At 66.9% G+C, this 22,418-nt stretch carries 21 protein-coding genes and 1 pseudogene; 7 read left to right on the top strand and 15 right to left on the bottom strand.

The annotated features are described in order from the left end of the window. Positions 1 to 229 precede the first annotated feature (229 nt). Positions 230 to 907 (bottom strand): response regulator transcription factor, encoded by a 678-nt coding sequence (locus tag ABD830_RS45065; protein WP_345001155.1) that lies wholly within the window; start codon positions 905 to 907, stop codon positions 230 to 232. Positions 908 to 918: 11 nt separating this feature from the next. Then, a complete protein-coding gene (locus ABD830_RS45060) occupies positions 919 to 2,076 on the bottom strand; it encodes a sensor histidine kinase (protein WP_425567242.1) in 1,158 nt (385 codons plus the stop codon). A gap of 164 nt (positions 2,077 to 2,240) precedes the next feature. Here ABD830_RS45060 and ABD830_RS45055 point away from each other — a divergent pair, with 164 nt between their 5' ends. Then, on the top strand, positions 2,241 to 3,047 hold the full coding sequence (locus tag ABD830_RS45055) for a class I SAM-dependent methyltransferase (RefSeq protein WP_345001151.1): 807 nt from the start codon (positions 2,241 to 2,243) through the stop codon (positions 3,045 to 3,047). A 501-nt stretch (positions 3,048 to 3,548) separates the two neighbouring features. Here the strand turns inward: ABD830_RS45055 and ABD830_RS45050 are convergent. Both ABD830_RS45050 and ABD830_RS45045 read right to left on the bottom strand, forming a co-directional pair. Beyond that, complete coding sequence (locus ABD830_RS45050) at positions 3,549 to 3,686, bottom strand: hypothetical protein (RefSeq protein ID WP_345001149.1); 138 nt, start codon at positions 3,684 to 3,686, stop codon at positions 3,549 to 3,551. A 389-nt stretch (positions 3,687 to 4,075) separates the two neighbouring features. Beyond that, positions 4,076 to 4,690: a TetR/AcrR family transcriptional regulator gene (locus tag ABD830_RS45045; protein WP_345001147.1), complete on the bottom strand. Its 615-nt coding sequence runs from the start codon at positions 4,688 to 4,690 to the stop codon at positions 4,076 to 4,078. A 120-nt stretch (positions 4,691 to 4,810) separates the two neighbouring features. On the opposite strand from ABD830_RS45045, the gene ABD830_RS45040 reads away from it, so the two are divergent. Then, entirely contained in the window at positions 4,811 to 5,629 is an 819-nt protein-coding gene (locus tag ABD830_RS45040) for a class I SAM-dependent methyltransferase (protein WP_345001145.1), read from the top strand. A gap of 320 nt (positions 5,630 to 5,949) precedes the next feature. Here the strand turns inward: ABD830_RS45040 and ABD830_RS45035 are convergent, their stop codons facing one another. The 4 genes from ABD830_RS45035 to ABD830_RS45020 form a co-directional block, all read right to left on the bottom strand. Continuing rightward, a complete protein-coding gene (locus tag ABD830_RS45035) occupies positions 5,950 to 8,241 on the bottom strand; it encodes a tyrosine-type recombinase/integrase (RefSeq protein WP_345001143.1) in 2,292 nt (763 codons plus the stop codon). Then, a complete protein-coding gene (locus tag ABD830_RS45030; RefSeq protein ID WP_345001141.1) occupies positions 8,238 to 9,284 on the bottom strand; it encodes a tyrosine-type recombinase/integrase in 1,047 nt (348 codons plus the stop codon). The genes ABD830_RS45035 and ABD830_RS45030 overlap by 4 nt, the downstream gene beginning before the upstream one ends. A 283-nt stretch (positions 9,285 to 9,567) precedes the next feature. Beyond that, a complete protein-coding gene (locus ABD830_RS45025) occupies positions 9,568 to 10,686 on the bottom strand; it encodes a hypothetical protein (RefSeq protein ID WP_345001139.1) in 1,119 nt (372 codons plus the stop codon). Further along, positions 10,683 to 11,732 carry a TOMM precursor leader peptide-binding protein gene (locus ABD830_RS45020; RefSeq protein WP_345001137.1) on the bottom strand — a complete coding sequence of 350 codons (1,050 nt, stop codon included), beginning with the start codon at positions 11,730 to 11,732 and terminating at the stop codon, positions 10,683 to 10,685. Before ABD830_RS45020 ends, ABD830_RS45025 begins: the two co-directional genes overlap by 4 nt. Before the next feature lie 499 nt (positions 11,733 to 12,231). On the opposite strand from ABD830_RS45020, the gene ABD830_RS45015 reads away from it, so the two are divergent. Next, entirely contained in the window at positions 12,232 to 12,492 is a 261-nt protein-coding gene (locus ABD830_RS45015) for a hypothetical protein (protein WP_345001134.1), read from the top strand. A gap of 4 nt (positions 12,493 to 12,496) precedes the next feature. After that, positions 12,497 to 13,651 (top strand): hypothetical protein, encoded by a 1,155-nt coding sequence (locus tag ABD830_RS45010; RefSeq protein ID WP_345001132.1) that lies wholly within the window; start codon positions 12,497 to 12,499, stop codon positions 13,649 to 13,651. A gap of 47 nt (positions 13,652 to 13,698) precedes the next feature. On the opposite strand, the pseudogene ABD830_RS54510 reads toward ABD830_RS45010, so the two are convergent. The 7 genes and pseudogenes from ABD830_RS54510 to ABD830_RS44980 all read right to left on the bottom strand — a co-directional run. Continuing rightward, positions 13,699 to 13,854, bottom strand: a pseudogene (locus ABD830_RS54510) (tyrosine-type recombinase/integrase); the annotation flags it as partial. A gap of 482 nt (positions 13,855 to 14,336) precedes the next feature. Next, positions 14,337 to 15,764 (bottom strand): DEAD/DEAH box helicase, encoded by a 1,428-nt coding sequence (locus ABD830_RS45005; RefSeq protein WP_345001130.1) that lies wholly within the window; start codon positions 15,762 to 15,764, stop codon positions 14,337 to 14,339. A gap of 351 nt (positions 15,765 to 16,115) precedes the next feature. After that, positions 16,116 to 16,322 carry a cold-shock protein gene (locus ABD830_RS45000; RefSeq protein WP_020545593.1) on the bottom strand — a complete coding sequence of 69 codons (207 nt, stop codon included), beginning with the start codon at positions 16,320 to 16,322 and terminating at the stop codon, positions 16,116 to 16,118. Between the two features lie 140 nt (positions 16,323 to 16,462). Continuing rightward, positions 16,463 to 17,752, bottom strand: a complete 1,290-nt coding sequence (locus tag ABD830_RS44995) for a site-specific integrase (protein WP_345001127.1) — start codon at positions 17,750 to 17,752, stop codon at positions 16,463 to 16,465. A 420-nt stretch (positions 17,753 to 18,172) separates the two neighbouring features. Beyond that, positions 18,173 to 19,195 carry an acyl-CoA desaturase gene (locus tag ABD830_RS44990; protein ID WP_345001125.1) on the bottom strand — a complete coding sequence of 341 codons (1,023 nt, stop codon included), beginning with the start codon at positions 19,193 to 19,195 and terminating at the stop codon, positions 18,173 to 18,175. Next, complete coding sequence (locus ABD830_RS44985) at positions 19,192 to 19,515, bottom strand: STAS domain-containing protein (RefSeq protein WP_345001123.1); 324 nt, start codon at positions 19,513 to 19,515, stop codon at positions 19,192 to 19,194. Before ABD830_RS44985 ends, ABD830_RS44990 begins: the two co-directional genes overlap by 4 nt. A gap of 118 nt (positions 19,516 to 19,633) precedes the next feature. Beyond that, complete coding sequence (locus ABD830_RS44980) at positions 19,634 to 20,224, bottom strand: DUF5994 family protein (protein WP_345001121.1); 591 nt, start codon at positions 20,222 to 20,224, stop codon at positions 19,634 to 19,636. A 152-nt stretch (positions 20,225 to 20,376) separates the two neighbouring features. Between ABD830_RS44980 and ABD830_RS44975 the strand changes: the two genes are divergently transcribed. The 3 genes from ABD830_RS44975 to ABD830_RS44965 all read left to right on the top strand — a co-directional run bounded on the left by ABD830_RS44975 (position 20,377) and on the right by ABD830_RS44965 (position 22,331). After that, entirely contained in the window at positions 20,377 to 21,381 is a 1,005-nt protein-coding gene (locus tag ABD830_RS44975) for a tyrosine-type recombinase/integrase (protein WP_345001119.1), read from the top strand. A 170-nt stretch (positions 21,382 to 21,551) separates the two neighbouring features. Beyond that, positions 21,552 to 21,812 (top strand): hypothetical protein, encoded by a 261-nt coding sequence (locus ABD830_RS44970; protein ID WP_345001117.1) that lies wholly within the window; start codon positions 21,552 to 21,554, stop codon positions 21,810 to 21,812. 288 nt (positions 21,813 to 22,100) lie between these two features. Continuing rightward, complete coding sequence (locus ABD830_RS44965) at positions 22,101 to 22,331, top strand: helix-turn-helix domain-containing protein (protein WP_345002251.1); 231 nt, start codon at positions 22,101 to 22,103, stop codon at positions 22,329 to 22,331. Positions 22,332 to 22,418: the final 87 nt, after the last annotated feature.

Below are 22,418 nucleotides of genomic sequence, written 5' to 3'. Positions count from 1 at the left end.
CGTCCCGGACCCCGATTCGGCGCCGCTTCTCAAGCCGGACTCACGAGAAGACCAACGGAACACCAAGACGGAAGGCCCGACAGGCCACCCTGGTTCAGGTTCCGCCTGATCTCGCGCCAAGCATTGATCAAACCGTTCGCCGGGCCCCTCGTTTCACACCGTCGACGTTCGCGCTCGCACCGACCGACAGGATGATCGCGGCGGAGCTGTACGTGAGGCAGAGCTCGATTCACAGCTTCTCGTCCGAGATCAGCCCAGCGCGGTAGGCGGCCAACGCGGCTTGCACACGGTTGTCGAGCTGCAGCCGCGTCAGAATGCGGTTGACGCGGCTGCGGACACTCGTTTCTGTCAGCCCGAGGATCTCGGCGATCTCCGGGTTGGTGTACCCCTTGGCCAGGAGGACCAGCACGTCGCGCTCTCGTTCAGTGAGTCGATCGACAAGGTCGACTTCCCCGGCCGTCGCGCGGGGCCCGGCCGCCGAGCGAGTGAAGGCATCGATGAGGCGGCGGGTCGTGGACGGCGACAGTATGGACTCCCCCTCTGCGACGATGCGAATCGCCTCCGCCAGTTGGTCGGGCTGACTGTTCTTGAGCAGAAAGCCAGCGGCGCCGGCATGGAGCGCGGCATGGACGTACTCGTCCAAGTCGAATGTGGTGAGGATAAGGATCTTCGGGTGGGGATCCGCATGCGGCCAGTCCCTGACGATCGCCCTGGTGGCATCGACCCCTGTCATCCCGGGCATTCGGACGTCCATGACCACGACATCCGGCCTGAACTCGAAAGCGGCGGCGACCGCCTGGGCACCATCGGCGGCCTCGGACACCACATGGAGATCTTCACGGCGTTCGATCACCATGCGCAGGGCCGCGCGGACGACCGACTGGTCGTCCGCGAGAACGATCCTCAAGGGCGGCCTCGTCACCCGGCCTCCAAACCGAGGGGAAGCCTGGCGAGCAACCGCCAGCCGCCTTCGTCGGTGGGACCGGCGCGCAGGGTGCCATCAAGGACTTTGACCCGTTCACGTAACCCGGTCAGGCCCAACCCGGCACCGCCGATACGGCGCCGCACGGAGCTGGAGGGGCCGTTCGTGAGGCTGATGCGTAGCTCGGAGCCTTGGCGCCGGATACAGAGAGTGACATCGGTTGGAGCCGCGTGCTTGATGACATTCGTCACGCCTTCCTGCACGATGCGGTATGCGGTGAGGTGGAGCGAGCGCGGCAGCGGGTCGAGGTCGTCGTCCATGCTCACACTGACGGTGCACCCAGCGCTCTCCGCAGCCTCTGTGAGCTGTCGCAGGTCACCGAGGGTAGCCTCGGGCAACGGTTCGGCGGCTTCATCGCCGGCGGCGAGTAGACCGAGCAGTCGCCGCATGTCCGCCAGCGCGGCGTCGGCTGTGAGCGCGATCGTGGTCAACCCCTTCCGCACTGGGTTGTCCTCCGCCGCGACTTCGGCGTTGGCGTGGGCCACCACCGCGATGGCGCTGAGGTGATGGGCGACCACATCGTGGAGATCTCGGGCAATGTGGGCGCGTTCGGCGATGACCGCCCTATGGGCGCTCAGCTCCCGCTCGGCCCGCAGCTGGTCGGTCAGCTCCCGCAGTCGCTGGACGTCCACGCCGATCCGGCGCCGGCCCTGGCCGAGCAGCCAGATACAGACAGGGAAGGCGAGCAGGATCAGAGTGCTCAAGGCGGAGGACAGCCCGTCCGGCCAGGATGAGGTGGCGACGTCGACAAGGACGATGCCGCACAGCACGACCAGCCCCGCCAGCGCCCGCACCGGCGGGGCGTAACGGGCGAGCGAGTACAGCGCGACGGCCAGGAACAGAGGGACGATCTGCACATCCGTGTACGGGCCGATCACTATTGACCAGGCCACGCACGCAATGGCCACCGCGATGAACGACAACTGCGGATGGGTCCGGCGCCAGAACAGCGGTACAGTCGGCGCGATCCACATCAGGACTGTCAATGGCGTCGCGAAAAGTCGTTGCTCACTGTTCGCCATCCACATAAGCAGATCGCACACGGTCGCGCCGACGGTGAGGAGAACGTCGCTGGCCCAGCGGGGGTGTCGCATAGCGTCCTTTGCGGAGGTCCCATGAATGGCGTATATCGAGGATAACCTGGGCCCGCGCCTCGGTGCTCCTCCGCGAGAACGACACGGCACGCAACACCCGTTGCCCGACAATTCCTTCTGCTTACCGAAGAGAACGTCGTACAGGCTTGGCTACGGTTGTCTATATGAGCCTTAGCGAAATCGGGAAAGACTGGACCGAGCTAGGGAAGAGCGACCCACTGTGGGCAGTCCTCACCGAGCCAGGAAGACGCCACGGCAAATGGTCCGATGCAGAATTCCTGGCTACTGGGATAATTCAGGTGAACGACGACCTAGACTGGCTGGAAGGGCACGGGATCTCTGTCCCGCGCGGCCGGGCACTGGACTTTGGCTGTGGTGCGGGACGATTGACGAACGCACTGGCCAAGCATTTCTCGGAGGTAGTTGGCGTGGACATCTCTGAGCCCATGTTGCAGGAGGCACGTCGCCTGGATCGCAGCGGCGGCCGAGTGCGCTTCGTGCACAGAACAGCACCTAATCTCGCCTGCTTTGACAATGACAGTTACGACCTGGTTTACACGGATCGGGTCCTGCAACATCTCCCGCCGGACTTGGCGCGTGACTATCTACGGGAACTGCTCCGGATCGCCCGGCCCGACGGAGCGGTTGTCGTGGGCATTCCCGACAAGGCGAAAAATTCGCTGGTCGGGCTGGGCGCGCGAGCGATTCCACAATCAGTTCTGAGTCTCATTCAGCGAATGGTGCTCCGCTATCCCGCTCCCATGCGGATGCACCCGATTCCGCAGCACGAGGTTCAGGCCATCGCAGCCGCCCACGGAGGATTACTGCGCGGCACCAAAGAGTACGGCAGTGACGCCATATGGCGGCACGTCAGGCACATCATCCTCATGAACGGTGTAGAAGAGACTTCTGTCCCATCCGGCGGCTTGACACACCTTCTGGAGCCGATCAACGCCCACCACCCGAGGTAGCGGCGTGTATCGCTTCAAAATTCATCACATAGGGCTTGAGCTGGGAGTTCTCCGGAGTGACTACGCGGCTCGGTGGTACTCGTTGATCATCCCGCCGAGCACTTTCCGGCGTTCGATCCGGCCTTCCAGCGGCACGACGGCATGAGAATCACACAGGTGCGTGGACCAATGAGCCGAATGGGGCGACTCGGTTGAGCTACGGGTGCAGTTGAAGCCGCTGAATGCCGCGTTGGTCGAGATCGCATCGCCGTGAGGAGAAACGGCGAGCTACTTCTGCCGCTAACCTCGATTCTTCAGCTGGTCGGGGTGCATGAGTGGCTCCGCGGGTTCGCCCGTAATGTCCCCGAGGTGGTTGGGGCGGGCCGTCGCATGACGCTGCGGGGGCGCCGGGGTCCACGGGCCCGGAGGAGGCTCCTTCCTGGATCGTCTTTGTCGGGTCCGGCCTCAGGGGAGAGCGGGCAGGTCGGTGAGGCGCTGCCAGGCCAGGACGAATGCTCGGGCTCAGGGCCAGGTGTGTTCGATGCGCAGGTGGCGGCGGCGGGTGTGGGCGGCCAGCCGGGCGGGCAGGTGGTAGAGCCGGTAGCGCGTGGTGTCCGGCTCGGCGCGGTCCAGCCCGGGTTGAGGCGGCGCGGTACGCACGCGAACACGACTGGCTGTAAAAGGGCACGTTATTGCGAATATGAGGTAACGACCGCTTAAGGCGGTTTGACGTCTCCCCCGCAGGGCGACGTCGAAGGGCCAGACCTTCATCTCCTGCGCAGCACCGCATCCAGCAAGGTCACCTACACAACAACCTCACCTCATGCGCTCGTGGCGCACTAAAGAGCAAAGCTGAGCAGCCTGGCCGCCTTCGCCCGCAGGAAGTGAGGCCGAGAATGCTCTTGAAGGCGCCGTCCGCAACCTGAAGGTTCGTGGTCACCGACCTGCGGGCCGATGGCGGGGTGGATGGCTCAGTTCAGTGCGGGGGCAGCGTTGATACCGCCTTGTGGATCACGGGTTCGCCGCTGACGCTGCCCCCGGAATCCCTTCTACAACGAGCGCAGCCCCTGGAGGGCGACGTCGAGGGCGCGCCGGATCGAGGTCAGGTACTCCTCCATTGAGGGGCCCTGGCGGAGGCTGACCGTGCCGGCGGCTTGAGCGGCTCCCATCAGGGATCCGACGGCGGCAGCCGCGGTGACCGAGTCGAGCACGCGGGGGTAGGCCTTCAGGAGCGCGTCGGCGATCGCCTGCTGGAGGTCGAACAGCACGAGCAGGGCCTTGGCCTGCACGGCAGGCAGTTTCATGACCGTGTCGTCGAGGTGCTTCAGATTCTTGCCGGCCCCGGAGAGCGGCCCCCCGGTCAGACGCCGGGCGAAGACTCGTTCGTAGATCTCGAGCAGGACGTCGGAGACGTGTTCCTCCGGCGCTCGTTCGCCGATCACTTCGACGGCCGCTTGGACGTACTGGCCGGTGTCGGCGAACAGCACGTCTTCCTTCGTGGGGAAGTGGTTGAAGAACGTCTTCTTGGCCACGTCGGCCGCCTGGGTGATCTGCGCGATGGTGGTCTGCTCGTATCCCTGTTCGGCGAACAGCCTGAGCGCCGTGTCGACCAGCAGTTGCCTCGTCTGGAGTTTCTTGCGCTCGCGTCGCGTCTCGTCCGCCATGCCAAGAGAGCCTACACCAGGCATATGGTTATACTTGGACTACTTTTAGTCCAGATGTCATTGAATCGAAGGTGCCGATGAGCCGACGCGTACGTCGGCGCAGAAAGGACGGAAACTCCCATGACGCTCCCCCTTCCCGCTCTGGCCCCGGTGGAGGAAACCCTGTGGGTCACCCTGACCGCCCGGGCATTCGACAGCCGCCTGCCGGACCCGATTCTCGGGGACACGATGGCCGACGAGCTCGTCCGCAAGACCGGCTACACCAACGACAAGCTCCGCTGGACCAGGCTTTCCTGCGTCGATGTCGCCCAGCGGGCCAAGAAACTGGATGAGGTCGCGCGGCGGTTCATCGCCCGCCACCCCAACGCGATCGGTATCGACCTGGGCGCCGGGCTGGACACGCGGGCGTTCCGCATCGACACACCGCCCACCGTCGACTGGTACGACGTCGACTTCCCTGACGTCGTCGCCGCCCGGCGACGGCTCATCCCCGACCGCCCGCACGTCCACGCCATTGGCGCGGACCTGACCGACCCGACCTGGCTGGAGAGCCTCCCCACCGACCGCCCCGCCGTGATCGTCGCCGACGGCCTGATGGCGTTTCTCGCCGAAGCCGACATGATCTCCCTGCTGCAGCGGCTCACCGACCATCTCCACAGCGGGGAGATCGCGTTCAACGTTTACAACAAGTTCACGGTCCGGGCCGCGAAACTCACCCCCAGCGTCGGGTGGCTGGTCCCCCTCTTCAAGTCCCCGGGGTTCGACCGCCTCGACCCCGTGCGCTGGAATCCCAAGCTCACGCTCATCGAGGAGATCATGCTCGCCCGCGAGCCGGAGGTCGCCAAGTATCCGCTGGCCCTGCGCCTGTGGACTCGCTTGGGGGCACCCAGCGCGTCCTTGTCCAGGTTGGGCACCGTGGTCGCGCGCTACCGCTTCTGATGCGGACAGCCCCGCGAGCCCGGTCAGATGACTGATGCGCGAAGACGGGCGGCGCTTCAAGGTGTCTGAGGCTGCTTCGTCCTATTCGTCCTGGTAAGAGGTTTCTCATCATGATCTTGTCGGTGCCGAGGCGGTGGTGGTGGTGGGAGTGCGGTCACCCTGCTGCTGTTCGCCGTCGGGTTCGCCGGTCCGGCCCACGTCGCTGGCGAGCGGGCAACCCTGTCATACACGATCGCGGGGGAGCAGGATGTTCCCCGAAGGAGTGGGCCGATCGGGCACGCGGGGTGTTCTCACGACAGCAGCGGCTTCGACGGCACCATCTATCGCGGCTCTTCCCCTCTGAGAAGGCTGTTTCGGAGCACAGTCAGCGGGATGAACGCCGGTTGGGCGCCGAGTTCTCCGGGCGTGGGGCCGGCCGGAGTGGGGATGTCGGCGAGGCGTTCGGCGAGTGCGGTGACCGCGTCCCGGTCTCCTTCCAGCACCTGGCGCTCTTCGTCGGTGAGATCGAGTTGTTCGAGCATGCCCTCGATGCCGTCCTTGACGGCCAACAGCTGCCCGGCATGGGACTGTTTGGGCAGGTAGAAGGGGCAGCGGGCGCAGGCCAGGCGGTGCGGACACTTGGTGAAGAAGTCGTAGGTACAGTAGCCGTCGCCCAGGTCGTAGTACTTCCAGGGCTGTCCGTTGGTGGCGGCGCCGGACAGGATGCTCTCGCGGTCGATGAGGACCTCGATGGTGCGCACGTTGCGGGCGAAATAGTCCGCTTTCTTGTAGGCGGCGGCAAGGGTGCGCTGCAGGATCGCGGCGTAGTGGCGGGTGCTGGCCGGGTGCTTGTGCCCGAGCCACTGCTGCAGGTCGGCCAGCGTGAGTGGTTCGCGGGCGTTGAGCAGCTGGGTGGCGATGGTGGTGCGGGCCCGGTGGCTAGTCAAGGCTCCGCGGGAGTCGTGCTCGGGGATGCCAGCCTTACGGCACAACGCCGGGATGATCTTCGCGTTGAGGTAGGCGGAGCCGATCAGCTGGCCACGGTAGGTGAACAGGTGCTGGTGCCGCCGCCGGGTCTTGCGGTCCTCGATGTCGGGCTGGGGCGGGCGCACCAGCTTCCACGCCTCGATCAGCTGCCCGACCACCGGGTCGACGGGCTTGCTGAACGGCCCGGAGGTCTTGTTGGCCGGCACCCGCAGCAGGCAGATCGGGTAGCTCTCGCCACTCTGCTGGTCGACGCCCTGGTCCCAGACGATGCAGTCCAGCTCAAGACGGCGTATCTCGTCGATTCGGCAGCCGCCGAACAGCCACACCCCGACCAGGGCGCGCAGCATCTCGATCGGGTAGTAGTTGGCCTGCCATCCGGCCGCTTTGGCCGCCGGGGTGCCATACGGCGTGATGTCCTCGGTGTTCAGGGTCAGTCCGGCGGCCATGAGCTTGGCCCACACGACGTCGTCGATGATCCGCGGGTTGGGGCCGAGCTGGGCCCGCCGCGACAGCGGCAGGCTGAGCACCCGGCGCGGGTCGAACCTCGGCTTGATCCACTCCCACTCGATCAGGTCGCAGAAGAAGCTCCGGAGGCTGTCGATGCGGTTGGCCATGCCGCTGGCGCTGATCGGCTCGCCAAAACGGACCTGGTTGCGGTTGTGCCCGGCCCACTGCCCGACGGTGGCCTGCAGGGTATCGGCGACGTACTCGGCGGCCATGTCCCTGGTCCACGTATCCGGTGCGATCGATTCAGGGTGCTTCTCGGCGGCCCACCGCCCGGCGACGAGAATGACAGAAAACATCGTCCGCAGCGTGCCCGGTTCGCAGGTGGCCAGCTTGCGCCAGCGTTGCGCCCACTCCAGCCATTCGGGTGAGACGCTGGCCAGCGTCTCCGGCTTGGGCCCGCGGTGGTGTCCATTACTCGTCAGCGGCGCCGTGATGATCCCCTTGTCCGCCAGCACGCGGGAGACCTTGAACAGCCCTTGCCGGCGCGAGGGGCGGTCAGCCCGGTAGTCCTCGACCAGAGCATGCAACTGTACCTCGCCGATGTGCTCCAGTCGCGGACTGCCGCAGCTGAGCAGCAGATCAATTGTCGCGTTGGTGACCTGCCACGACATGAGACTCTCGCTCGACTGCCAGGCGGTCAGGGTCGAACGGATCTCTTCCAAGGCAGGGTCCACAACAGTGGGTCCGAACACCATGTCGGCGAGTTTGCGGACCTGAACGATTCCGGCGTGGTGATGCAGCCGGTGGTGACCGCCGAACAGGTAGCCCAAGGCGACCAGCTGGAACCGACACCTCCTGGTAGTAGCCCGGTCCCCGTCGGCCAGCGCGATCCAGACGTCTTCATCCCAGGACCAGTAAGCCCTGCCTCGGCGGTGCATCTCGCCGAGCAAGATGTTGCGGGCGGCGGTCGTCTTGGCTGGCGCCCACGCGGCGGTGACCACGTGTTCGATGGGCTCGATGAGCCGGCTGAGCGTATCCCGGTTGGCGAACTGGACGCTGATGTGCGCGAAGTCGCTGATGTGAGCCAGAACAGCACGCTCGGCAGGAGTGAGCGCGGGTTCCTGGCCGCGTACGTTCTGGCATAGCGCCGCGAGCGGCAGCGGCTCTTGCTGGTCGTCGGCGAAGCTGATGGCGTTCATCGCCCCTCCACCAGGGTTGCCAGTAGACGCTCACGGTCGGCCTGGATCGCAGCGGTGGCCCGGCGCAGCTTGGCGGCCAGTTCACGGCCACTGAGATGGATGTAACGAAGCGTCGTGGACAGGTCTTTGTGGCCGGCGTACTGAGCGATCTGATCGATCGTCCACTCCGCTCGCGCCAGATCGGTCAACCGCAGATGCCGGAAGGTGTGCGTGGACAGGCGCGGGACACCGGCCCGGTCGGCGATGCCCGACACGATCTTCGACCAGCTCGCCGCCCCCAGCGGTGCCCCACGGTTGCGTCGCGACACGCTGATCAGCAGCCGCCCGGCCGCACGGCCGACCAACCGGCGACGCTCGGCCAGGTAAGCCATGAACAGCCGGGAGGTGGCGGTGCCGAAACTGACCTCCCGGGCGCGCTTGGATTTGGTGGTCTCCGCCCGCAGGTGGATCAGGCAATAGGCGGGCTCGAAGTCGCCGACCTCCAGGTGGACGAGTTCCTCACGGCGCAGCGCACCGTCATAAGCCAGGGCGAGCATGAGCCGGTTGCGTAGCGGCTCGGCGCCGGTGGCCTGGAGGATCTTCTGCCAATCCCACTCATTGGGGATCCACGGCGCTTTCTCCACCCGGCGCACCAGGCCTTGCCGGGGGCGACGACCCCGCCGCCCGGACTGGCCGCGGCGCACTGGGTTGCGCTCGCGCAGCCCGTCTTCGATGAGGAACTCGTAAAACGATCGGGCCGCGATCACGTACTGCTGAATCGTGGCGTTGGCCAACCCCGTACCCGAATCCAGGTGCACGAGCTTGGCGGTACGAGGGTTCGGCCGTTCGTGTAAGTCGCCGATCCATGCGGCGATCACGTCGGCCCGTATCGTCAGCGGATCGGCACCGACCAAGGCGCAGAACCGCAGATGATCCTCAAGGGCCCGGCCGTACGCCGTGATCGTGTTCGGTGCGCGTCCGATGTTGGCCGTGAACTGCAGCCATCGCCGTGCTTGCTCCTGCCCGGCGACCAGGGGGAACTTGTCCCAGATGATCTCCACCATGGACGACTAAGGTAGATCGTCCAGATTCCAAATAAAGCGTTTGATTTGAGTTGATTTCGGCTTATGTCCTAAGTAAGTTCCTCTGCGCCTGCCGAAAACTCCGTTCATGCAGGTCAAGCGGCACGTTAATACCCGTCGAACGTGGTTCCGGACCGAGCCCGACTTCTTTGAGGATGTCACGCACGGTGCTGGGCGGTACCCGAAGGCCTATGCCGGCCAGTTCACCGCTGATGCGCTGATAGTTTCCGCACCCCCAGGGACGGGCAGGTGAGATTCCTGCCCGCTACCCGGCAGGCCTGTTAGATCTGCGTGACCTGATCAACCGGCGGCCGAGCAGGCTCAGGTAGAGCAGCCAGCCGGTGGCCACCAGGGCGAGCGTGGCCACCGGCTGCCACCCGGGCAGCTCGGCGATCGACTGCCGGCATACCGCCATGGTGACCGGCACCGTGTACGCGGCGAAGAACCCCAGGCCGAGCACCCGCCCGAGCACCAGGAACCATGCGTACACACGCACGCTCAAGGGCGCCTTCCCCGTGTCCGCCGAACGAGCCTTTCTGGCGAGCGTGGCCCGCAGGTGCGCTTGCGCGTCGGCCATGAGGTTCTTGTTCCCGCTGGCGTTGGCGACGGCGTAGTAGACGTCGGTCCGCATGAAGAACATGAACTGCCAGGCGATCTGCGACAGGCAGATGACCAGGACCAGCCGTACGAGGGGGAGTTCGACGATGTACAGCGTGCACGTCGCGGCGCAGGCGAAGAACCAGTCGACCCGCATGCCCGCCAGATACGCGCGGTAGCGCGCCCGCCTGGGAACTGCCCAGATGCCGGTGATCCTGGTCTGCGCGACGAGGAACTGCAGGCGAGTCCCGAGCGACAGCTCCGCCCGCACGCCCAGGGACCTGGCGGCGGAGATGTGGCCGAGTTCGTGCACCAGCACGAGGAGCCACGTGCCGGCCACGAACGCAACCGTGAACGTGAAGCTGTCGGACCACACCAGGGCGGACAGGCTCGGCAGGATGCCAGGGTCGGCAATGGCGGCGGCGATGGCACAGGCGGTCAGCAGGATCAGCACGGCGTGCGCGGGCCTGGAGAAGAGCCAGGCCACGTGGTGTGGCCGGATCCGGTCCCACCGGTTCGGCGGCCGCTCGGAACGGTTGAGCAGCCCCGCGCTTCCAAGCCCGGTGAGGAACGCGTCCACGTCCACGTCCACGCCCTGCTTGGCCAGCACCCAGGCACGCGCCTCCGCGGCCGTTCTGGTGCCGTCGAGCGATGCGATGACGGCGGCTGCCACTCCCGGCACGTTGACGAACGTCTCGCCGTTGCCGATCACGTAGTCGTCGGGTCCGTCGGCGACCACGGTGAGGAAGGACAGATCGGCCTTCGAATCCAGCTCCGCGGACGTCACGCGCAGACCTCGCAGTCGTCCAGCCGGTCGAAGTCCCTGGCGGTGGTGGTGAGGGTGAGCAGGTCGAGCCAGATACTCCTGCCCTCGATCGCGGACGTGCCGGTGCCGGTCAGGTGGCGGATCACCTCCGAGGCGAGCATGCCCGACACGATCGCGCACAGCGGGCCGAACGACGGGATCGTCCGCCCGGGGTTGTCGCTGACCGGCAACGTGGCGGAGCCGTACCGTTCGGCGAGCGTGCGTTCCTGGCAGGTCAGGCAGCCGGTCTTGCCGGGCACGACCAGCGGCCCGACCAGGCCGACGTGCTGGTTGAAGCCGCCGGTGACGAACGGTGTGCCAGCCCGGACGCACGCCTGGTTGACCCAACGACGGATGTGCGGCTGCGGCGTGTCCACGGTGTTCACCACGAGATCGGCATCGGTGATCACGTCCTCGGGGCCGGTGATGCGCCGCTCAACCTGCCGGACCTCCAGTTCGGGGCGGTGGTCGAGCAGCGTGCGAGCGGCGGCCGCCGTCTTGAGCTCGCCGAGGTCGCGCATGGCGTAGAGATGCTGGCGGTGCAGGTTGCTGAGCTCCACCCGGTCGTCGTCCAGGATGGTCAGCCGGCCCACGCCGGAGGTGGCGAGCTGGAGGGCGACCTGGCCGCCGATCGCGCCGGCGCCGAGCACCGCGACGTGGCTGTCCGCCAGGTCGCCGAGCGCGGCGGCGGCCCGTTCGGCCGGGTGGAACATCGACAACCACAGCGCGAACCTGGACAGGGCGGCGTCGGCCGCCAGTGTGCCGAGGTCGGCGTCGGTGACGAGGATCCGGCTGGCGCGCAGTCGTTCGACGGCGGTGTCGATGTCCTCGGGGGTGACGTCGTCGATGAGGGTGTACAGGTCGCTCTGCTCGACGGGGGCCTGCGAGCACAGGCGGATCAGGCGGCGCAGCGGCGGCTGCGCCCGTTCCAGCGTCTGGCCTGTTTGCGGGAAATCACCGAGCCGCACGCGCTCGCCGGCATCGTCGATGAAAAGGGGGAAGGCCGGATTCACTTGAATCCTCGGCATGGAAGCGACTCCCGAACGGTTCGAGGCAGGGCCTTCTGCCTCCTACGAGCGTGGGAGCTCCGCAGGAGGCCACATGACGATCAGCAATTGGCGCCGGAGCTGGTGGTCTCGACTTCTTCGACCTTCTTGATCTCGATCGCCATGCTGCGGTCCTTTCATCGATCTTGCCCTGTCCAGAAGGAAGGGATCGCGGACGATGTTAGGAGCGGTCACTTCCGACTCCTTCCGTTCTCCTTCCGATGCGAGGGGCCAAGCGACTGCTCGACATCTCCGGGGCCGATCCCGACCGGCACGACGGAGCCGAGCCCATTCATGACCTCACCCGCCGGGTCATCCGATTGACCGAGGAAACTCAGCACGCCGCTCAAGTGCTCGAACGCCGTATGGATGCGCTGGAACGCGGCACCGGATCACAGGGGTCACCTGCGGGAGTATCGTGTGCTGCTGTGACTCGCCGCCCCCTGACAATCATCTGGATGAGCTGATCGAGCAGGCGATTGTGGATGCCTACACCGACGATGAGCAGCTCTCCGGCTTCCATGTCATGATCGGCGACAACCTGGCGGTGCCGTTCGAGACGACCGTGCTCGGCCTGCAGGTCACCGTCACCGGGATCGACTTCCTGGTGGGTAGTGGCATCGTGGCGATCTGCCACCATGGCAAGCACAAGCAGGCGATCGGCATCCTCGACCTGCCGCTGCCCGATCCGCCACCGGCTGGAGCCGAATGGATCCACGCGTTCCGGCGCTGGGCCGGGTGAGAGCATGAGCGAGTACCAGTACTACGAGTTCCTGGCCATCGACCGGCCGCTCACCGACCAGCAGCAGGCCGAGGTCAGTGCCCTGTCCACCCGGGCCCACATCACCGCCACCAGCTTCACCAACGAATACCACTGGGGCGACTTCCGCGGGGACCCGTCCCGCATGGTGGAGCGTTACTACGACGCCCACCTGTATCTGGCCAACTGGGGCACCCACCGGGTCATGCTCCGCCTCCCCCAGGCCGTGCTGAACCCCAAGCAGGCCGAACGCTACTGCGTTGGCGACCAGGTCAGCGCCTGGATCAGCGGTGAACACCTCATCCTCGACTTCACCAGCGAGGCGGAGGAGGAGTACTGGGAAGACGACGTCGAACGCTCGCTGTCGGCGATCGTCGGCATTCGCGCCGAACTGGCCGCCGGCGACCTGCGCCCGCTCTATCTTGCCTGGCTGTCGGCGTACGGGACACGGGAGCGTGACGAGGGCGCCTTCGACTACGAGGAAGAGGGCGACCTGGAGCCGCCCGTCCCGTCGGGGCTGGGTTCGCTCAGCGCGCCGCAACGGGCTCTGGCCGACTTCCTGCGCCTGGACCACGACCTGCTCACGGCCGCCGCCGAGGCCAGCCGGCCGCCGCCCGCCGCCACGCCCGCGAGCAACAGAAGTCGGCCCGGCACGCCGAAGAACAAGCCCACCGGGAACAGGAGCGACGGCAGGCCAGGGAACTCCATATGGCTGGAGGCGCTCTTCGGCGGGCATGGGAACAGGCCGTGGTCGGTGTGGACGAGTTGGCAGGCGATGGTGAGTTCGCGCCGGTCGGTGTCGAGATCGATCCAGCGCAGGCCGGCCACCTCGGCGCGCCGCAGACCGCGCAGAGCGATCAGCCACCACAGCGTGAACAGCCGGTCATCCCGGACGAAGGCAAGGAACGCGGTCAGTTGCTCGACGGTCCACACGGCCACAGCGGGGCGCTCGCCAGTGCGCCTCCACGCGGCCACCCGCCGTGGTGTCCAGACCACCGGGTGGACGTGGCGTGGCGACGGTAGGCGTAGTCCGCGAGCCGGGTTGTCACGGATTACGTCTTCTCGGACGGCTTCGTTCAAGGCGGCCCGCAGCGTCGCGCGAATCCTTTCCAGGGTGGCCGCGCTGATCGGTTTGCCGTAGCGGGTGCGGCGCTGGGCCACAGTCGAGAACATCCTCACGACGTGCCGCCTCGACAGCCCGCGAAGCGGGATCAGGCCGAGATACGGGATCAGGAACAGCCGGACGTGATCGCGGTAGGCCTTGTACGTGGCCGGCCGGATCCGCTGCTCAGCCACCGACAACCAGTAGCGCAGCCATGGGGCGACGGTACAGTACCCGGTCACTGGCGCTCCCTCCAGCGACTGAGCGAGATCGCGGGCGGCCTGCTGGGCAGCGTCAGCCGTGGGGAAGCCGCCACGGCGCAGTCGCTGCCGCCGTCCGGACACGTCCGTCACCTGGACAGCGAAGTACCAGCTGCCGTGGGCAGGATCCGCCAGCCGGGCGCAGCGGCTTCCCAACCGCTTGCCTGTCACCGCGTCGGCACAGCCACAACGCCGATACACCGCCCCGGCCGAGCGCCGCAGACAAGAACAGGTCCTGGCCCTGCTCCACCAAGACCCAACCGCCCCTGACCAGCCCGGGACATCGCCCGCCACCTCTGCGATGTCACCCTCAACACCATGTACCGGCAACTGTCTCGCTGGGCCAGCAGCCAACTCATCCGCAAGATCGGGCCGGGTATCTACACCGCCCGGCCAACTTCAGCACTCTTGCCAACAGCCCAAAAGCCTTAACTACCTGGCCTTGGGCGAGCCCCCATCCGCTGCTACCGGAATCGTCTGCCGTTCCGTCCCGACCGACGACTGACAACCGGTGCGGTGATGGTCACGGGGATGCCTGAGGGAGCCTGGGCGCCCGTGATACGCCTCAGCTCGGCCTCGCCCGAACGGACCTCGCTGGTCTGCGGGACGATACCGGCGTCGGCCATCAAGCGGGTCATGTCACGGCGCTGATCGGGCAGCACCAGGGTGACGACGCTGCCGGACTCGCCGGCGCGGGCGGTGCGGCCGCCGCGGTGCAGGTAGTCCTTGTGGTCGCTCGGCGGGTCGACGTTGACGACGAGGTCCAGGTTGTCGACGTGGATGCCGCGGGCCGCGACGTTGGTCGCCACCAGCGCCGTGACGTGGCCGCTCTTGAACTGGGCGAGGGTGCGGGTGCGCTGGGGCTGGGACTTGCCTCCGTGCAGCGCGGCGGCGCGCACTCCGCTGTTCAGCAACTGTTCGGTGAGCCGGTCCACAGCGTGCTTGGTGTCCAGGAACATGATCACCCGACCGTCGCGAGCAGCGATCTCCACAGTGGTGGCCTGCTTGTCGGCACCCTGGATGTGCAGCACGTGGTGCTCCATCGTGGTGACCGCGCCCGCCGAGGGGTCGACCGAATGGACCACCGGGTCGCTCAGATAGCGGCGGACCAGCAGATCGACGTTGCGGTCCAAAGTGGCGGAGAACAGCATCCGCTGGCCATCTGGGCGCACCTGGTCGAGCAGGTGGGTGATCTGCGGCATGAAGCCCATGTCGGCCATCTGGTCGGCCTCATCCAGCACGGTGATGCCGACCTGGTCCAGGCGGCAGTCGCCGCGCTCGATGAGATCCCTGAGCCGTCCCGGGGTCGCGATGACAACCTCGGCACTGTTGCGCAGCGCATGGGCCTGGCGGCTGATCGACATGCCGCCGACGACCGTGGCCAGCCGCAGCTTCAGTGCTTGGGCGTACGGCGTGAGCGCATCGGTGACCTGCTGGGCCAGTTCCCTGGTGGGGACGAGGATCAGGGCAAGCGGTCGCCGCGATTGTGCCCGCTGTCCGGAGGTGCGGACGAGCAGGGCCAGGCCGAAGGCGAGTGTCTTGCCCGACCCGGTGCGCCCCCGCCCCAGGACGTCCCGGCCGGCCAGGGAGTTCGGCAGCGTGGCCGCCTGGATCGGGAACGGTTCGTTCAAGCCCAGGCCGGTGAGCACCTTCAGCAGTGCGGGCGGCATGCTCAGCTCAGCGAATGTCGCGGCTGCCGGCAGGGCGGGGGTTACGGTGACCGGCAGCGCGAACTCTCTCTGGAGCGCGGCGGGACGCGGCCCGTTGCCGGACCGGCTGGAGGCGCCTGAACGGCCCTGAGCCGGAGAGCTGAATCGGCCACCCCTGCTTCGGGCGGAGCCGCCCGTACGGGGCGAAGAGTTGCGATCGTGCGCGCGAGTTGCGTGGTTCATGCAGAACCTTCCTCGATGCGGCACGTGTCAGGATCCTCGGCGCGATGAGCGGCACAAGAACAGCTAGCACGAGCCGATGAAAGACGAGTCGAACCGGCGGAAACAGCCTGGGCTCGTACGTCGAAATGGTCGGCTTTCGCCGGGAAGAACGCGGCTGTGATGCGGCGCCGTAGAACTGGAGCGGGCCTATGCCCGAACCGGAGCCATCGGTGGTGCATCCGGTGTGCGGCGGAAGAACAGACACGCTGTGCTTCTCGGATTGTGAGGTCATCACGGCACGATGGATGCCCAAAAGCAACGCGCCGGGGACCGCGCCCTGCGGCGCGGGCCCCGGCTACGTGGTGCGCAGTGTCAGGCGGGAACGATGTTCTCGGCCTGCGGGCCCTTCTGGCCCTGCGTGACGTCGAAGGCCACCTTCTGGCCCTCGCGCAGCTCACGGTAGCCGCCGTTGGCGACGATGTTGGAGTAGTGCGCAAAGACGTCGGCGCCGCCGCCGTCCTGCTCGATAAAGCCGAAGCCCTTTTCCGCGTTGAACCACTTCACGGTGCCAGAAGCCATGTTGATCTCCTTCGATGGGTGCAAAGCCGAAATCCGCATCGAACGGATTCCGCGTCGCCGCGATAGGACCACACACCCGGAGATGACCGGAGAACAAAAAATGCACCTGAGGCTACATACCGTCAGGTGCACACAAGTCTTTATGGGTACCACAACTGCAACTGAGCCCAATCTAGCACATGTGCCGTCGTGCTGCGCATGCCCCCGCCAACGCCGACATCATCCGGCAGCACCGAGGTATACGTGTCGGCGGTGATCACGATGCTGGCATGTCCGAGGAGGCCCTGCACCACCCGCAGATCCGCTCCTGCCGCCAGGGCCAGCGTCGCCGCTCCATGCCTCAGGTCATGCAGCCGCACCGGGGGAAGGCCACTGGCCAGAACCAGCTTGTGAAAACGGTAAACTGAGGTAGTCGGGATCGATCGCCTCACCGTTCTCACGAGTGAACATCGGGGCTGTTGGCGACCAGTCGTCGCCCTGTTCACCGCGCTGGGCTCGTTCGTGGCGGCGCAGCAGCCGGAGAGTGTCGAGATCCAGAGCGACGCCGCGCTGGCTGAGGCACTCTTCGGCGGACACGGATACAGCCCGTGGTCGGTGTGGACGAGTTGACGGGCGATGGTGAGTTCGCGCGGGTCAGTGTCGAGATCGATCCAGCGCAGCCCGGCTACCTCCGCGCGCCGCAGGCCTCGTAGAGCGATCAGCCACCACAACGCGAACAGCCGGTCGTCACGGACGAAGGCGAGGAACGCTGTCAGTTGCTCGACCGTCCACACGGCTACGGCGGGGCGCTCGCCGGTGCGCCGCCAGGCTGCCACGCGTCGCGGGGTCCACACCACGGGGTGGATGTGGCGCGGCGACGGTAGCCGTAGCCCTCGTGCCAGGTTGTCACGGATCACGTCTTCCCGTAGAGCCTCGTTCAACGCGGCCCGCAGCGTCGCCCGGATCCTTTCCAGGGTGGCCGCGCTGATCGGCTTGCCGTACCTGGTGCGGCGCCTGGCCACAGCGGTGAACATCCTGACGACGTGCCGCCTCGACAACCGGCGAAGCGGGACCAGCCCGAGATGCGGGATGAGGAACAGCCGCACGTGATCACGGTAGGCCTTGTACGTGGTCGGCCGGATCCGCTGCTTAACCACCGACAGCCAGTAACGCAGCCACTGGGCGACCGTGCAGAACCCAGACACCGGCGCCGCCTCCAACGACTGAGCAAGATCACGGGCGGCCTGCCGCGCCGCCTCAGCCGTGGGGAAGCCGCCACGGCGCAGTCGCTGCCGCTGCCCGGACACGTCCGTCACCTGGACAGCGAAATACCAACTGCCGTGCGCCGACTCCGCCAGTCGGGCGCAGCGGTTTCCCAGCCGCTTGCCTGTCGCGGCATTCGCGCAGCCACAACGCCGATACACCGCGTGGTGATCTTGAATGCGTGTCATCGTCACTCACTCCCTCGTGTGGCTCACGTGAGACGATGGCAACAACAGCATCTACGTCCAATGAAGATCAGGTAGATCTCTCAGGCCACTGATTAGCCTGTGGATAAGACGCCCTGCCACGATGGCCTCGACCGCAACCGGCGAGAATCCCTCCCTGCGATAAGCCTGGCATCCTGGGGGCTCGAATATTCAGCCGCAGCGCCCGACCTGCGGGTTCGTAGACACGCTGGACCTTCAGCTCTCCCGGTTTGAGCAGTCACTCAACCTGTTTTTGAGTAACCGCTCAGACAGCAACGATCAGGATCTGCAAGCCTGCCAAGGACTGCAGATCAGCGCATGAATCGAATACTCGAGCCCTACACCATTACGGGCATGACGCCGTTTCAGCAGATCGCGGTGCCAGCGCAGGACGGTATCTGATTATGCGAGGTCGCCAGTCTCGCTGGGGCGTGGGGTACTGGTGCGCAGCGTGTGTTTGCCGGCCACCGTGCGATGGTGGCTGAGGACGTCGGAGGGCTGCCAGTGCACGTTGGTGACCCAGTTCAGGCGTTCGAACAGGCTGATGAGGGCGGCTGAGGGGTCGATCTGGCGGCCGCTGCGGCCGTGCCGGGCGCAGCTGGGCTGGCTGTGGTGGCCGTTGTGCCAACTTTCCCCGAAGGACAGCAGCGCCAGCGGCCACAGGTCGGTGGAGCGGTCGTGGCGACGGGTTTTGTGCGGCCGCTCATCGATCACGTGGCACAGGGAGTTGACGCTCCAGGTCACGTGCTGCAGCAGGGCGATGCGGACCAGGCCTGCCCAGATGAACGCGGTCAGCCCACCGTACAGGCTGCCGCTGATCGCCCAGCCCGCCGCGAACGGCAGAAGCAGAGAGACGGCGCACAAGGCGGGGAAGGCGCGCGAGATCCGCAGCATGGCCGGATCGTTGCGCAGCAGGTCGGGGGCATACCGTGCGACAGAGGTGGGTTCGCTGGAAAACAGCCAACCCAGGTGGGCATGGGCCAGGCCACGCAGCTGCCCGCCAAGACCGGTGCCGTAGCGGTAGGGGGAGTGCGGGTCGCCCGGCTGGTCGGTGAAGGCGTGGTGGCGGCGGTGGACGGCCACCCAGTCGATCAGGTTGCCCTGAAAGCTCATAGACCCGGCCACGGCCAGAATGACGCGCAGCCATGGGCGGGCGGTGAAGGAACGGTGGGTCAGCAGCCGGTGGAAGCCGACCGTCACCCCCAGCCCGGTCACGACGTAGAAGACGGCGGCCAGCAGCAGGTCGGTGAGGGTGATCCCGTTTCCCCAGGCCAGCCAGATGCCAGCGCCCAGCGCGATGAACGGCGCGATGACGATCGTGGTCGTCAGTACCTCCTGCCCGGCGTGGACGCTGAGGGGCTGCTGGGCGTGCGGAAACGGAGATCGCCCGTCATATGCCGGGGCCTGGGCGCGCACCCCGGTCACACCACCATCGGCAGGCCGCGGTCCAGGCCGGTCATGTGCAGCAGCCGGGTCATGAACGGGCGGGGCGCGGTCAGGACCAAAGTGATGCCCATCGACTGGGCGCGGTGCTGGATGCCGACCAGGACGGCCAAGCCTCCGGCGTCACAGAACGACACCTGCGACAGGTCGAGAATGAGCAGGCTCGTGCTGTAGTGCAGCGTGCTCATCAGCTGCTGGCGAAGCGCTGCGCTGGTGAAGATGTCGATATCGCCGGACAGATGAACGGTGGTCGGACTTGATGGGTTGGCCACGCCGAGTGGCGCGGTGTCTGTGACGGTCATGGAATGTCTCCCTTGTGGAGAAGCTGAAAAGCTGAGATGCCTGCCGACCGGAAAGCCGGTCCGCCGCCAGAACGGGCGGTCTGGGACCGTTCGATCCGGTCGGCAGACGGCACGCAGGTCACGCCGGCGCTGACGGCCGTCTGGTGGAGGAGGGCGCCTCCTGGTCGGTGACCGACCCGCCCTCGTCCTCCCAGCAGGCCAAGCTGTCGGCGGCCGTCCCGCGCAGAGCGGGGTCGGGCGGCAAGCGCGCGACGGTGAGAATGTCGTCGATGCTCAAGCCTGCGGTGTCCTGAGCGGTGAGCTTGAGCATGACCTCACCAGGACCGGCCGCGGTGCCCGGCGGGATGACCAGCAGGACGACCGGCTCGCCGGCCGCAAAGATGAGAGTGATCACGCGCGAGTCGGCGTGGCGGAACCAGCCGAAGCGGACCTGACGCCCGCGTGCCGGCATGCGGTGCGGGATGCTCTGCCACGCGTCCCGCTGCACGCCTACCAGCAGCGTGGTCCGCTGCAGCCGCTGGTCGACGGCGGCGATGAGACCGGGCAGTTCGGCGGCCGCGTCACGGGAGTAGGGCCACCAGGCACCGTCCACCACCGCTCGCCGATCCAGCACCGGGTGGAGACTGAGCCGTAGCACGGAATCGACCCGAGGGATCGCCGACGAGGTGGAGCTGAGCGGTGCGCGTTGAGAAAGAAGTGTCGGCGTCATGGTCGCCTGACCTGTCCGGGCCCCTCCGAAGGGGCCGGTGGTGGTTCGCCGGGGGCGACGCAGACCTGAATGCCAACGCTCGAAAAGTCCTCGGTAACTTCACCCTACCTCCTACTTCCGGAATTCGGTAATTCCGGAGGTAGACTGGTGTGGTGAACTCCGGAAACACGCCTTCAGAGATCACAGAACCGGTCGGACCAGCTTCCGGAGACACACGCTGGTCGCGGGCCGTCCCGCTCCCCGCCCCCCACGCCGCCGTCCTGGCCGGCTACACCGCCGCACTCGAGCGCGCCCCGCTGGCCGACTCCACCAAGGCCAAGTACGCCTCCCGGCTGCGCGGCTACCTGGCCTGGCTGGCCGGCCAAGCCGACGCGGGCGCTCTGGACGGCGACCCGCTCAGCGACCCGGTCGCGGCCACCGGCGCGGTAGACGACTTCCGCCGCCACCTGAAAAACGGCCGCCGTGCCCCCAACACCATCGACGCCTACCTGTCGGCCATCGACGACTTCTACGCCCGCGGCGGCCTCGGCAAGCCCCAGCCCCCCCGTGAGCGCGACGCCCGCCGCACTGCCCCCCGCGCCCTGGACGCCCGACGTACCCGCCGCTACCTCCGCCACGTCCAGCTCACCGCATCCCCGCGCGACAAGGCCATCGCCCTACTGCCCTACTACGCCGGCCTGCGCATCTCCGAAGTCGTCGGCCTCGACCTGGCCGACCTGCGCCTGTCAGCCCGCAAGGGCGAACTCCGCATCCGCGGAAAAGGCCGCGACGGCGGCAAAATCCGCCTGCTGCCCGTCCACCCAGACCTGCGCCAGGCCCTGACCGACTGGCTGGCAACTCGCACCGGCTGGAAGGGGGCCGGCACCCACCCCGCGGTGTTCCTCAACCACCGCGGCGGCCGACTGAGCGACCGCGCCGCCCGCGACGTCATCACCGGTCTCGGCGACGCCGTCGGCCTGGGTGACGACCCCACCGAGCCCTTCAGCCCGCACGTCCTGCGCCACACTTTCGCCACCCAGCTCATCCGCGACGGCAAGGACCCCATCCTGGTCGCCGAACTCCTCGGTCACAGCTCGTTGGACACCACCCGCCGCTACGCCCTGCCGAACGAGGCCGACAAGGAAGCCGCTTTGGACTCCCTCATCACCGACCACTGACCAGCGCAACAAACCGCGTCGGGAGCGGGTGCCGCGATGGCCCTCCCGTATCCCAGCCCGGCTGGAGGGCGCGGCGTCCGCGCCGCGGTAGGCGAATGTGGAGGACAGCCGCCTACAGGGTTCGACGCTGGGCAGGGGTCCCTTGCGGATTCTGGCGAAAGGAGCCGGCTGTGCCTGAGAATGTCGCACTGATCATTCGATTCCACCTGATGAGCGGCGAAGACGTCTCCGTGATGAGCGGGGACTTCGACGGGGAGCCGGAGGCGGTGGCGGCGATCGCTCGTGCTATGGACGAACGGCGCAGCCTGGTGTTGATGCGGGCGAGATATGGCCGTGAGACCGACGTGAACGGCGTGGTCATCAACCTCTCCAACGTGGTGTCGGCGCGTGTGTCGAAGACAGCCAGCGCCGAGGCGGGCCAGTACCTGTAGCCCCGACACGCCCTGGCATTGGCCAGTCGGACGGTGCCCTCGGCGAACCTCTCACCGGTACCCGAGCGTCGTGCGGCTGCGGTCGTCGACGAAGGCGAACATACGCCCCTGAAGGGCTGATCCGACTGTTGCTACCTTGCGGCTCGCCGCAAGCTGAAGGAACTCCAGAGTCAGGGTCGTCACAGACCCGGCCATGCTTAGCGATAACGGCTGTCCACCGGTATCAAACCCATCTCGGCCCACCACGACCGTACCCGCTGACCAGCCCTTCTTCCAGGGGGGCGGGCACTGCCGGGCGTACTTGGTCTGCCCCCCGAAGGTCTGGCCTCCTCGCGAGCTCGTGGCCGGGTCGGTGGCCGACCGCGAGCGCTCGACGCCGATGGAATTGAGATGGCCCGAGCGCTGTACGAGCTGAAGGGCCAAGACGGCAAGCGCACGTACACCATCCAGCAGATCACGGACCGACTCGGCGTCGGCCACGCCACCATTTACCGCAACCTCGACGCCGACGCCACGTAAGGGCCGGGCAACGCCGAACCGGCAAGCCCCGCTCGACCTGGGAGTTCAGAGATGAGCACGATTGTGGAACCCGGCCTTGGGGAACAT

It is taken from the genome of Nonomuraea helvata (genome assembly GCF_039535785.1).
In the GTDB taxonomy this organism is placed as follows: Bacteria; Actinomycetota; Actinomycetes; order Streptosporangiales; family Streptosporangiaceae; genus Nonomuraea; species Nonomuraea helvata.
The sequence above is the reverse complement of the archived record's forward strand: the minus strand, read 5'-3'. Positions and strand labels throughout refer to the sequence as shown.